Below are 13491 nucleotides of genomic sequence, written 5' to 3' on the forward strand. Positions count from 1 at the left end.
TGAATGTTATTGTTTAATTCTATCAATATTTACGCATCAAATCAAGAATCATATTACGATTCAGTCACCCAAACCATTTCATTTTTGTTTTCAAGGCTTTCTTTTTTTGATTTGTAAAATAACGCAGTCCCAACTTTTCCCGGACGTAATTCAAAATCTTCAAAATGGACTCTCTTGTAAATCTCTTTAGGCGTCATGCCTGTGAATTCCGGAATGTAATATTCTACAAATTCCTGTTCTTTCAACATTTCGAATGCAGTCTCCTTGTTAAAAGTACCTTTTTTTAGAAAAATCGGCAATGGCCATTTGGCAGAAATCAAGTAATCCATTCTCAGGAGATTATCTGTCAGATTTTCGTTATAGCCTTTTATTGCTAGAAAATCTTTGAATATTTCGTATGTCTTGTCCTTGCTTACACCGTTGTTGAAATACCCTTTTTCATCCCAATGCCTGGCCAGATCTCTAAAAAACATAAATGGAGTCTCATTTTCAGATTCAAATACCATCTCCAAAGTGTTTCGGAAGTTTCCCGTATTGTAATATCTTTCGAAGACCTCTTCCAATTTTTCAAGCAGCAGCAGATCTTCATAACTCATATGATCGTTGCATAAAACCTGGTATGGAGAATATCCCCTGTATTTGTACCCGTGCTTTTTCACAAGATCCATCATGGGTGATCCCTTCAGTATCTTTAAAAATCCAAGTTGGAGCATGTGGGGCTTTAAATCTATTATTTCATTGAATGAATGGGCAAAATCATCCAAATCCTCAAGAGGCAGTCCTGCGATCAAATCCAGATGAACGTGGACATTGTTGAATGACAGGATCCGTTTTACATTGTTCTTTATTTTATCAACATCAGACACTCTGTTTATCTCATTTAAAGTTTTCCGGTTTACCGATTGAACTCCAGCTTCCAGCTGGATTGTTCCCGGGGGTGCCTTTGAAAGGATCTCAATGGATTCTTCATCCAACAGATCCGCAGCCACTTCGAAATGAAAATTAGTGCTCGCATTATTTTCAATTAAAAACTTAAATATTTCCTTGGAACGATGGCTTTTGCAATTGAATGTTCGATCCACAAACTTGACCTGCTTTACCCCGGAATTTATAAAGAAAGCCAATTCTTCCTTCACCATATCCAGGTTTTTGAATCTTAATTTCTTATCGACGGACGACATGCAATATGCACATGAAAACGGGCAGCCTCTACTGCTTTCATAGTAAATTATCCTATTTTCAAGGTTCTCGATATCAACAAGTCCATATGCAGGTTTCAACGTATTCATGTCTAAAATGTCGATCCCTCCATTTACATGTATTTTCCCATCCATTAAATATGCTATCTGATTTATTTTACTTAAATCGGAATCAGAAACCAAGGCTCTCAGGATATTTTGAAATACTATTTCACCCTCTCCCATCGCCAAAATATCCGCTCCCGTTCTAATCAATTCCTCTTTCGGATTGAAAGAGACTTCCGGCCCGCCAATTACAACTATAGAGTTCGGCATAACTTTTTTCAGATCCGAGATTATCCTGATGGTTTGATCCACATTCCATATATATATGGAAAAAGCGTACACTTGAGCTTTTTCCTCAACCAATCTGCCCAAAATTTGTTCAAGGCGATCGTTGATGGTAAATTCGCAAATGTGTACGCTTGTATCATTCACATCACAATTTTCTTTTAAGGATCTGACAGCAAGATTCGTGTGTATGTACTTGGAATTTAAACTTGCAAGAACAACTTTCATGATCTTTATCCTTTTCTTTGTGAATAAGTTTATATTATTATAGTATTTCTTTGATTTTTCCTACCAAGTTGTCAACATTGAATCCGTAATTGTGGATTACTTCTTCTCCTTTAGCGCTGGCGCCAAATTTATCGATGGCCAGATATGTACCTTTGCTACCTACAAATTCAGCCCATCCGAATGATGAACCCATTTCTACAGAAATCCGGCTTTCAACTTCCTTCGGAAGGATCGACTCCATATACTCGGATGATTGTTGCTTGAATCTGAACATTGAAGGCATGGATACGACTCTTACGTCGATTTTTTCATCCCAAAGGACTTTTTGTGCATCCAACGCCAAACTAACTTCACTTCCGGTTGCTATCAAAATTGCCTGAGCCTTATCTTTTTCAGGCGATATCACATAAGCTCCTTTTTCAACTCCCTCGAAACTTGCATTATCCAAGGTGGGTACGTTTTGTCTTGTGAACAGGATGGAGGTTGGTGTCTTGTCAGATTCCAATGCCAGTTTCCATGCTGCCTTGACTTCATTTGCATCGGCTGGTCTTAATACATCCATATTCGGCATTGCTCTAAGTCCTGCAAGCTGTTCGATAGGCTCGTGAGTAGGACCGTCTTCTCCGACAGCCACACTGTCGTGTGTAAATGCAAATATTGAACCGATACCCATAAGTGCAGACAACCTCATTGCAGGTTTCATGTAATCGCTGAAAATGAAAAATCCTCCTGCGAATCCTTTAAGACCGTGCAATACCAATCCGTTTACGATAGCAGCCATGGCATGCTCTCTTACTCCGAAATTGATATTTCTTCCTGCAGGGTTTTCAGGACCGAAGTCTCCGTCGATTCCTTTTACTTTGGTTGAAGACGCCAAATCTGCGCTTCCGCCTATCAAAAGTGGATTGCTGTTTTGCAATAATTTAAGAATGTCTCCGGATGATGCTCTAGTTGCCAAGGAATCTCCCGGTGTGTATTGTGAAAATATTTCATCGTAATCTACATCGATATTCTTTCCATTGATCAAAGCATCGATTATTTTTGCTTCTTCTGGATTATTGTCGCAGTATTCCTTTACGACCTTGTTCCAGTCTTCGTATTTTTTTATTCCCTTTATCTCATTTGCCGCTTTGAAATCATCGTAAACTTCCTGCGGTATATCAAATGGTTCTTTTTCCCAGCCTAAAGTCTCTCTTGCGACTTTGGTGTTTTCTTCCCCTAATGGATTACCGTGAGTAGCACTTGTTCCCGCTTGCGGCGAGCCAAATCCAATAACTGTTTTTACTTCGATCAATGTTGGTCTGCCTTGATTTTTCTTGGCTTCATCAATGGCAGCAGAGATATCATCTACATTTTCTCCGTCCTTTACTAGAATATAATTCCAGTTCATGGCTTTGAATTTTTCTGCAACATTATCTATATTTGCCATCTTTACCGGTCCGTCAAGTTGGATGTCGTTAGAGTCGAACAAAACTATCAATTTTTCAAGACCCAAATGTCCCGCCAATGAAACAGCTTCCATGGCAACTCCCTCTTGAAGGTCTCCATCTCCACACAGTACGTATGTATGATGATCCATAACGGCAACTCCGTCTTTATTTAATTTTGCTCCAAGATATTTTTCTGCAACTGCCATTCCCACAGCCATGGAAATACCTTGTCCCAAAGGTCCTGTAGTCGCTTCTATTCCTTCAGTGTGTCCAAACTCAGGATGTCCCGGTGTCTTTGATCCCCATTGTCTGAAATTTTTCAATTCGTCCATGGAAAGATCGTAACCTGCCAAATGTAGAGTTGAGTATATCAAGGCAGAACCGTGACCTGCTGATAAAACAAATCTGTCTCTGTCGATCCAGTTTGGATTTTGCGGATTGTAGGAAAGGTGTTTTGTAAAAACCGTATACATTGTAGGTGCTGCGCCTAAAACTATACCCGGGTGTCCACTGTTTGCCTTGTTGACCATGTCCACTCCAAGCATTCTAACCGCATTAACTGACTGCATTTCTTTTGACATTAAACATTACCTTCTTTCATTTTTTATTACCCCTGATATTTGTTGCTCCCCTAAAATGTATATTACATAACTGTAAATTCATAAGTTGTTGAGAATACCATTCTACAATAGGATATAATTAAAAACAAGACTTGAACAATAATTAACTTGGAACTTTAGTCCCCGTATTTATAGTTCCACAACTTTTTTTTGGACAATGAGGCGGCCACAGCTCCCGCTTTTATGGCCATCCTTATTTCAGCTTCTTCGGTCATCAGACCACCTGTTATTATCGGAATATCCACTCTGTTTTTTATTGCTCTGATTACTTTTGGGGCTATTCCCGGCATAATTTCGATGGCATCTGGTTTTGTCTGCCTCGCCATGTTTATGGCTGAGGCGATGGAAGTGGTGTCTATTAGGAACATCCTCTGTATAGTATTCATTTCAAGTTTTTTTGCCTTTGCAATCAAGTTCTTTCTGGTAGTTATGATCCCTGTAGGATCAGCAGTCTGTTTTAAGTATTCCAGAGCATCGTCATCCTGAGCCAAACCGCCGATCAAATCAAAGTGAATAAACGAATATTTTCCCCTGTCCTTTGCAGCGTTGATTTTTTCTTTGTAATCTGAAATATTTGCTTCCAGAACAAAAATTATCCTTGCTTCGCTCTCCAAGGCATCCTTAAATTGGTCCTTTGTCCTGCAAGCGGGTATTATGGGATAATCCTTCAATACTTCTCTTATATCTTCCACTTTATCAACTCCAAATTTATACGTTGAATCTAAAGAGAATAACATCCCCATCTTTGACAACGTACTCCTTGCCTTCGGATCTGGTCCAACCCATCTCCTTGGCTTTTACATCCGACCCTGCTTCCATAAGTTTTTCAAATGCCGTAACTTCCGCTCTTATAAAGCCTCTTTCAAAATCCGTATGGATTTTACCTGCAGCTCCGGGCGCCTTGGTGCCTTCGGTTATCGTCCAGGCTCTTACTTCCTTTGGTCCGGCAGTCAAATATGTTATCAAACCCAGCAATTTATAGCCTGCTTTGATGATTTTGTCCAAACCTGACTCCTTTAGTCCCATTTCTTCAAGATACTCATCCTTTTCTTCAGGTGGCAGTTGAGATATTTCCTCTTCTATCTTGGCACATACCTTTATGACCTCCGAGCCTTCTTCAGCTGCATATTCCTTTAGCTCTTTGACCATTTCGTTGTCTTCTGCTTCAGTGATGTCGTCTTCGGAAACATTTGCAACGTATAAAATGGGTTTGGATGTCAAAAGTTGAAAGGACTTTACCAGTTCCCACTGATCTTCTTCAAAATATTTGGGTCTCACCATTTTGTTGTCTTCAAGCAATTCCTTTATCTTGTTAAGAACATCAATCTCCATAAGTTGATCTTTTGTACCTGATTTTAAAAGTTTTTTGCTTTTCATCAGTCTCTTTTCGACCACATCCAAGTCGGCAAAAATAAGCTCTATATTTATCGTCTCTATATCTCTAAGCGGTCCTACACTTCCTTCAACGTGAACCACGTTGTCGTCTTCAAAGCATCTCACCACATGGGCAATTGCATCGACTTCCCTTATATGGGACAAAAACTTATTTCCGAGTCCTTCTCCCTTGCTGGCTCCTTTTACAAGTCCAGCGATATCCACGAATTCGATCGCAGTCGGGATAAGCTTTTCCGAATTATACAGCGTGGCCAGTTTTTCCAGTCTTTCATCAGGTACTGCCACAACTCCCACGTTTGGTTCGATCGTACAAAACGGGTAATTGGCTGACTCTGCTCCAGCTTGAGTTATTGCATTAAAAAGGGTGCTTTTGCCCACGTTGGGCAGACCCACTATTCCGATTTCCATTATTGTTGTTTCTCCTTTATTAGTTGATTTAAGCTTTTTTTCTTGACTGTGGAATTATATCACAGTTTAGCCTTTTTCAATAATTCTTACTGCTTTTTCTATCAATTCTTCCATTCTTTCACTTTTGCCCGTTAAAAACAAATATCCTATCACTGCTTCAAATCCCGTGGCCCTCTTGTAAACGACAACTGAAGTATTTTTGGGTACGGTTGCAGTCGCAGCATTTCTCCCGCGTTTAAAAATAAAGAGTTCATCATCGTGTAATTCCTTCTCCAATTCTCCTACTGCAGCAGATTGGGCTGTGGCCCTTACGTACTTTGTACACAGGCGATGCAGATCCCCAACTTTCATTCCCGGATGATTCAGCACCACGTACCTTCTTATGTAACTTTCATATATTCCGTCTCCCATAAACGCAAGATTTACCGGTTGAAATGACTTTCCTTCGATCCTGGATATATTATCAGGATAAAAATCTCTGTTTTTGGCAATCAGTTGATTTTTTTCCATTTTACCCCTTCTCTCGTGTCTTCAAGAATTATCCCCTTTTCCTTAAGTTCATCTCTGATTTTGTCGGAAAGTGCAAAATCCTTGTTCTTACGCGCAGCTTGTCTTTGTTCGATCATATTTTCGATTTCTTCATCCAGCAGTTCACGGTGTTTTTTGACCAAACCCAAAACATCTGTCAGTTCATCGAATATTTCCAAAACTACAGACAAATCACCCCTAGATGAATTCTCATCAAGGCTGGAATTGGCATCCCTGGCCAAATCAAATATCACACCCAAGGCTCCTGCAGTATTTATGTCATCATCCATGGCTTCCTTAAATTTCTTTCTATACTCCTGTGCTTTTTTCTCCCAGTCTTTTGATACGGGATCCGAGTTTTTGGAATTTTCATTTAGAAATACGAGATTGTTTCTTGCGTTGTACAGTCTTTCAAGTGCAGCCTTTGATTGTTCCATAAGCTCCCTGCTGAAATTTACGGGACTTCTGTAATGAGCTGACAACATGAACATCCTAACCACTTCCAGATCGAAATCCTCGGCGATCTCCCTAACCGTGAAAAAGTTTCCTTTGGATTTGGACATTTTTTCATTGTTGATGTTTATATATCCGTTATGGACCCAGTAGTTGGCAAATTTCTTGCCACTGGCTCCTTCTGATTGAGCGATCTCATTTTCGTGATGGGGGAATATGAGGTCCTGACCGCCGCCGTGTATATCAATGGTTTCCCCAAGGTATCTGCACGACATGGCTGAACATTCGATGTGCCATCCCGGTCTTCCTTTTCCCCAGGGACTGTCCCACCAAGGCTCCCCTTCCTTGTATTTTTTCCATAAGGCAAAATCAAGCGGATCCTCTTTTTCTTCATTCACCTCTATCCTGGCTCCCGAATCAAGATCTTCCAGAGATTGCTTCGACAACTTTCCATACTCTTCAAATTTCTTGACTCTATAGTATACATTGCCGTCCACATTATAAGCCAGACCTTTCTCTACAAGGGTTTCTATCATTTCAATGATAGCTTCAACATTGTCGCTAACCTTGGGATGCACTGTCGCTCTTCTTACTCCAAGACCATCCGCATCCTTGTAGTATTCCTCGATGAACCTTTCTGATACTTCTTTGGAATCTACCTGTTCCGCAATAGCTTTGTTAATAATTTTGTCATCCACGTCAGTAAAATTTTGCACGTAATCCACCTGGTATCCGATATATTCCAAATAGCGTCTTAACACATCGAATACAATAAATGGTCTGGCATTTCCTATATGAAAAAAATTGTATACGGTGGGCCCGCATACATACATTTTCACTTTACCCTCTTCTATGGGTATGAATTTTTCTTTTGCGTTGGTAAGTGTATTGTACAGTTTCAAAACAACACATCCTTTTCACTGTTTTTTCTTGAGCAAGGCTACACTGTACGCTCTGATCCCTTCTTGTCTTCCCGTCAGTCCCAACTCTTCTTCGGTAGTGGCTTTAACATTTACATTGTCGTGATCGGTTCTTAAAACATCTGCAATTTTTTTTCTCATTTCGGGAATATATGGAGCCAGTTTAGGTTTCTGTGCAACTATGGTGGAATCTATGTTTCCAATTTCAAATCCTTTTTCCTTCATTAATTCATACACCTTGCTCAGCAAGATCAAACTGTCGATCCCGGCAAACGAGTCGTCAGTGTCAGGAAACAGACCTCCAATGTCACCAAATCCCAAGGCTCCCAATATCGAATCCATTACAGCGTGAACCAGAACATCCGCATCTGAATGCCCCAACAAACCTTTTTCGTGAGGTATGTTCACCCCTCCAAGTATCAACTTTCTGCCCTTTATCAATCGGTGTACATCGTAACCGTGTCCTATTCGCATTATTTTCTCCAATCCCGGCTATTTATTCTCGTGAAATTCTTTATAAACCCTGAATGGTTTCGTCACTACCCTGAAAGGCAGACTGACCAAAAAACCTGTCAGATCTTTTTCCATCTCTTTTGTCATTCTTACAGGTTTGCTTAGTACCCTGACTACAAATTCTTCTTTAAAATGCTTGCGCACATAATCATGATCGATTTTTATCTCTACACCACAGTTATTGCATGTGACACTGTGGATATGATTGTTTTTATACTCGATAGTGTGGCTTGTTTCATTGTCACAGTGTATGCAAAACAGATATGCGTCCATTTTAGAGTTAGACATTTTAACCGCCCCTTGTCAGATTAGTTTTAATTTTTTAAGAACTTTTGCTACTCCTGCATTATCATTGGTATCCGCCGTCATCATCGTCGCCCTTTTTATATCTTCCCTGGCATTTCCCATGGAAATCGACAAACCGCACATTTCAAACATGCTCAGATCATTTCCTCCGTCGCCGATGGTAATTATTTCATCCGTATTTATGCTGTAATGACCGGCCACCCGATTTACGCTGTTGCCTTTGCTTGCTTCTTTGTTCATAATTTCTACGTACATTGGTTCGGGTCGGATTATATTGAGCTGATCGTGATCCAGTTCGTCCCAGATTATATCTACCCCATGGTGTGGGTCTTTGTATATGTCCATCTTAATGACATTTTCACCCAAAAGATCAGCAGCAATTTCCTCCATATCGTGAAAAAGACTTTTTGAAAGGACTTCGCTGTTCTTCACCATTGGATTGTCAAAATAGTACGTGTCGTAAAACTCCAAAGTCCTGTAATAATAAGTGTGGTCTTCTGTAATTATATTGAAACCCAAACCCAAATCCTGGCATCTTTTTGCGTATTTAAAAATTTTGTTTTTCTCTATATAAAGATTTTCATGAATTTCTCCGTATGCCATTGATGCACCGTTGGCTCCCACGAAATCCGGTTCAAATCCGATCGCTTTGGCATATGATACAGCCGACTCCATGACCCTGCCTGTGGAAAAAACCACTTTGATCCCGTTTTCCTGCAGTTTAAACAAAGCTTCCCTGTTTTCTTCGGGTATTACCTTTTGACTGTTGAGCAGAGTACCATCAAGATCCACTGCGAACATCTTGTATTTCATACATTAACTTCCCTTCTTTAAAACTCAACTTACATTATTTTATATCTTATTTGCCCTTTTATCAACCTTTTCATAGTGTCTCACCTATAACAGGAAAGCCGCGGAATCAACCCGCGGCCTTTATTATACTATTTTTTTGGTAAATGTATGCACTCACCGTGAACATCGTGAGCCGCTTCCATTACTGCTTCCGAAATGGTCGGATGAGCATGAATTATGTCTCCCAACTCTTCTATGGTGCCTTCCAATTTCATGACCGCCGTAGCTTCCGCCACTAACTCCGTAGCATTGGGGCCAACTATGTGGACGCCAAGGATCTCGCCGTATTTCTTGTCTGTAATTATCTTGACGAAACCTTCAGTCTCTCCCATGGCTATGGCTTTACCGCTGACATTCATTGGGAACTTGCCAATTTTTATATCGTATTTTTTCCTGGCTTCCTCTTCGCTTAAACCAACAGACCCAATTTCGGGTATGGTGTATATGCAGCTCGGAACATATCTGTAATCCATTTTCTTCTTTTGTCCCATTGCGTTTTCAGCCGCTTTCATTCCTTGAGCTGATGCCAGGTGAGCCAATTGGATCTTGCCTGTAATATCTCCAACTGCGAAGATATTTTCTTTTGAAGTCCTTAGATAGTCATCCACCTGGATCACTCTATCTTTCTTTATATCTATTTCTTCAAGTCCTGCCATGTTTGCTTTTCTACCAATTGCGACCAGAACTTTTTCGGCTTCTATTTCAGTGTCATTCGCTCCGCTGACAGTTACCTTGAATCTGTCTCCCGCAGCCTCAACTTTTTCAACTTTAGACTCAGTCATTACTTCAACACCTGATTTTTTCAGTTGTTTCTTAAGTTCAGCGGACAAGTCTTCATCCATGTTCGGTATCAATTTTGGCATCATTTCAACTACCGTCACCTTGGTTCCAAATGAGTTGTAGATGGTAGCAAACTCACATCCAATAACTCCTCCGCCTATTATGACAAGCTCTTCAGGTATTTCAGTCAAATCCAATATTTCAGTGCTGGTCATTATACCCGGCAGATCCAATCCCGGAATTGGCGGTATCATTGGAACCGAACCTGTTGCAATGATCAATTTATCAAACGAAATTTTCTTGCCTGCATCTTTTCCATCCGTCACTTCAAGGGTGTTGTCATTTTTTACAGTTCCCAAACCGTCAAAAATGGCAACCTTATTTGATTTAAGAAGGCTTCCGATCCCTCCTGTCAAAGTCTTGACTACCTTGTCCTTGTTTTGCTTTACTTTAGCCATGTCGATTTCAGGCTTTGCAACAATAATGCCTCTGCTGGCAGCATGATCGATTTGATGAAGGATTTCTGCATTTTTAACTAGCGTTTTTGTTGGTATGCATCCTACGTTCAAACAAGTTCCACCAAAATATTGTTTTTCTACGATGGCAGTCTTTGCTCCTAACTGAGCAGCTCTTATTGCAGCTACATAACCGCCGGGTCCTGCACCCAAAACAACTACATCGTAGGCATCTTCAGATTTTGGTTGGCTTGCCGCTTCCTTCTTCTCTTCTTTCGGCGCTTCTGCTACAGCTCTTTCTTGTGGCTTGTCTTGAGATTCGGCTTGTACAGGAGCTGCATCAGGAACATTCTCCCCTTCTTCGCCCATATATCCTATGATTGTCAAAACCGGAAGCACATCGCCTTCATCAGCCAAAATTTTCAGGATGGTTCCTGAAGTTTCAGCCTCGACTTCCATGTTTACCTTGTCTGTTAGTATTTCAAGAATGGGGTCTCCCGTCTCGACCTTGTCGCCTTCTTTGACGAGCCATTTTATTACTGTTCCTTCGACCATGTCCATGCCCGCTTTGGGCATAATGATTTCAGTTGCCATTGTATCGACTCCTTTCAATTTCATCTTCCGCCATTTACAGCAGCATCAATGTAGGTTCTTCCAGCAAATCTTTCAAATATTGAAGGAACTTGGCTCCTTCAACACCATCCATGACCCTGTGATCCATTGTAAGTGTCATGTTCATTACAGATCTGACTTTCGGTTCTCCATCAACTACTCTCATTCTTTCCAGAATTGTTCCAACACTTAGTATGGCACTATTAGGTTGGTTTATTATGGATGTGAACGAAACTGTATCGAACATCCCCAGATTGCTGATTGTGAAAGTACTTCCCTGCAGCTCAGCAGGAGTTATTTTCCCTTTGGTGGTTCTAGTCACCACATCTGTTCTGCTTGCCACAATATCGGTCAATGTCATCTTGTCAGTGCCATTAATTACCGGCACCATCAACCCACTGTCCAGTCCAACTGCCAACCCTATGTTAACGCTGTCGTTCATCAAGATGCCTTCGTCGGTCATGGTTGCATTTACCAAAGGATATTTTTGCAATGATTTTGTGACCGCCATTATCATAAGATCCGTATAAGTTATTTTCAACTCTTTTTCTTTTAGGATTCTGTCTTTCAACGAGCTTCTCAATTCTATTGATGCAGTCATGTCCGCTTCGATGGTCAGTGAAACTGTGGCTGCCTTTTGTTGACTTTCGATCATTCTCTCGGCAATAATTTTTCTTATACCAACAAGCGGGATAAGTTTTTTACCAGATACTTTTTCAGTTGCAGCAGTTTTTTCAGATTTTCCAACCGTTTCAACCGGTGAAGTTTTACTTAGTACATCGTCTTTGGTGATCTTGCCCTGATAACCTGTACCCGACACTTTTTCCAGATCGATGTTTTCCACGTCTGCAATTTTTGCTGCCAAAGGCGTTGCTTTAACAGATTTGTAAGCTTCCACATCTGCCACATGAACTCTTCCTTTAGGGCCGCTTCCCTTTACTGCTTTCAAGTCTATGTTTTTCTCCCTTGCAAGAAATCTGGCGGCTGGTGTTGCTCTGACTTTACCGCCTTCGGAAACATAAGTCTCTGGCTCGGGCTTTTCTGTTTTTAATTCTTTAGTTTCAACGGGTTCATCTTGAACTTCGTCCTCTTTTTTAGATCCAGTTTGTGCCGGGGCTGCATCAGGCACGCTTTCCCCTTCTTCGCCCATATATCCTATGACTGTCAAAACCGGCAGCACATCACCTTCGTCAGCTAAAATTTTCAGGATAGTTCCTGAAGTTTCGGCCTCGACTTCCATGTTTACCTTGTCTGTTAGTATTTCAAGAATGGGGTCTCCGGTCTCGACCTTGTCGCCTTCTTTGACGAGCCATTTTATTACTGTTCCTTCAACCATGTCCATGCCCGCTTTGGGCATAATGATTTCAGTTGCCATTGTATCGACTCCTTTCGATTTCACTGTACTGCGTTAATTTTTATCGGATGCTTCGACTAGCCCAGCATGACGATTTCTATAAAATCAATGTTTTCTTATTTTCTGTTCATTATCTTGTAGATGGCATCCTTGATCATTTCCACACTTGGAACTACCGCTTCTTCAAGATTTCTGTTATATGGGATAGGAGTGTCAAGTCCGGCTACTCTCACGACAGGAGCGTCAAGGAAATCAAAAGCTTCGCTTTCAGAAATCATTGCTGCGATCTCGCCCCCAAGTCCGCCTGTTTTGGCTGCTTCGTGAACTACCATTGCACGTCCGGTTTTCTTGACAGATTCTACAATGGTTTCAGTATCCATTGGATACAGGGTTCTAGGATCGATAACTTCAACGCTTATTCCATCTTTTTCAACAGCTTCAACTGCTTCCATTACTCTGTATAAAATCGTCCCATATGTAACTATGGTAAGATCAGTACCTTCTTTTCTTACATATGATTGTCCAAGGGGCAATATGTATTCATCGTCTACCGGAACTTCACCTTTCATCTTGTAAAGGATCTTGTGTTCGAAGAAACACACGGGATTATCATCCCTGATAGCCGCTTTTAAAAGTCCCTTTGCTTCTGCAGGTGAAGATGCTGAAACAACCTTCAAACCTGGAACGTGACACAGCCAAGCCTCAAGGCTTTGGGTGTGTTGAGCCGCTGCACCTGTACCAGAGCCGGTGGGAAGTCTTAGAGTCATCGGTACTTTTGCCTTGCCTCCAAACATGTATCTCATTTTTGCCGCCTGGTTTACCAGGTTATCCATGGCTATCGTAATAAAATCACTGAACATCATTTCAGCTATAGGCCTTAACCCAGTAGCCGCAGCGCCTGCAGCCGCTCCAGTTATGACCGCTTCGGATATTGGAGTATCTCTTACTCTCTCTTCTCCGAACTCGTCCAACATTCCAACGGATACCCCAAAAGCCCCGCCGTACAAACCGATGTCTTCACCGATGAATATTACATTTTTATCTTTTCTCATTTCCTCGCTCATTGCAAGGTTAATGGCCTCTTTATAAGTCATTTCTTTCATTTCCA

General features: G+C 41.0%; 12 protein-coding genes. All 12 read right to left on the reverse strand.

The annotated features are described in order from the left end of the window. Window positions 1-53: 53 nt before the first annotated feature. The gene (locus IWB18_RS00195; protein ID WP_195681568.1) at window positions 54-1757 is read right to left on the reverse strand and encodes a B12-binding domain-containing radical SAM protein; all 1704 of its coding nucleotides are present in this window, start codon (window positions 1755-1757) and stop codon (window positions 54-56) included. A gap of 37 nt (window positions 1758-1794) precedes the next feature. Beyond that, on the reverse strand, window positions 1795-3768 hold the full coding sequence (gene tkt, locus IWB18_RS00200; protein ID WP_195681569.1) for a transketolase: 1974 nt from the start codon (window positions 3766-3768) through the stop codon (window positions 1795-1797). A 155-nt stretch (window positions 3769-3923) separates the two neighbouring features. Continuing rightward, window positions 3924-4550, reverse strand: coding sequence for a glycerol-3-phosphate responsive antiterminator (locus IWB18_RS00205; protein ID WP_225877711.1), 627 nt, complete (start codon window positions 4548-4550; stop codon window positions 3924-3926). Next, the gene (gene ychF, locus IWB18_RS00210; protein WP_195681571.1) at window positions 4516-5610 is read right to left on the reverse strand and encodes a redox-regulated ATPase YchF; all 1095 of its coding nucleotides are present in this window, start codon (window positions 5608-5610) and stop codon (window positions 4516-4518) included. The genes IWB18_RS00205 and ychF overlap by 35 nt, the downstream gene beginning before the upstream one ends. A gap of 66 nt (window positions 5611-5676) precedes the next feature. Further along, a complete protein-coding gene (locus tag IWB18_RS00215) occupies window positions 5677-6120 on the reverse strand; it encodes a Mini-ribonuclease 3 (protein ID WP_195681572.1) in 444 nt (147 codons plus the stop codon). Next, window positions 6102-7493: a cysteine--tRNA ligase gene (cysS, locus tag IWB18_RS00220; protein ID WP_195681573.1), complete on the reverse strand. Its 1392-nt coding sequence runs from the start codon at window positions 7491-7493 to the stop codon at window positions 6102-6104. Before cysS ends, IWB18_RS00215 begins: the two co-directional genes overlap by 19 nt. A gap of 15 nt (window positions 7494-7508) precedes the next feature. After that, entirely contained in the window at window positions 7509-7985 is a 477-nt protein-coding gene (gene ispF, locus IWB18_RS00225; protein ID WP_195681574.1) for a 2-C-methyl-D-erythritol 2,4-cyclodiphosphate synthase, read from the reverse strand. 18 nt (window positions 7986-8003) lie between these two features. Beyond that, window positions 8004-8312: a bh protein gene (locus tag IWB18_RS00230; RefSeq protein ID WP_195681575.1), complete on the reverse strand. Its 309-nt coding sequence runs from the start codon at window positions 8310-8312 to the stop codon at window positions 8004-8006. Window positions 8313-8327: 15 nt separating this feature from the next. Continuing rightward, window positions 8328-9143, reverse strand: a complete 816-nt coding sequence (locus IWB18_RS00235) for a Cof-type HAD-IIB family hydrolase (protein ID WP_195681576.1) — start codon at window positions 9141-9143, stop codon at window positions 8328-8330. Between the two features lie 128 nt (window positions 9144-9271). Further along, window positions 9272-11035 (reverse strand): dihydrolipoyl dehydrogenase, encoded by a 1764-nt coding sequence (lpdA, locus tag IWB18_RS00240; RefSeq protein WP_207740697.1) that lies wholly within the window; start codon window positions 11033-11035, stop codon window positions 9272-9274. A gap of 10 nt (window positions 11036-11045) precedes the next feature. Continuing rightward, entirely contained in the window at window positions 11046-12404 is a 1359-nt protein-coding gene (locus tag IWB18_RS00245; RefSeq protein ID WP_195681577.1) for a 2-oxo acid dehydrogenase subunit E2, read from the reverse strand. 95 nt (window positions 12405-12499) lie between these two features. Beyond that, a complete protein-coding gene (locus IWB18_RS00250) occupies window positions 12500-13486 on the reverse strand; it encodes an alpha-ketoacid dehydrogenase subunit beta (RefSeq protein ID WP_456298272.1) in 987 nt (328 codons plus the stop codon). Between the last annotated feature and the right edge of the window lie 5 nt (window positions 13487-13491).

Source organism: Alkalibacter mobilis, assembly GCF_015594845.1.
Taxonomy (GTDB): Bacteria; Bacillota; Clostridia; order Eubacteriales; family Alkalibacteraceae; genus Alkalibacter; species Alkalibacter mobilis.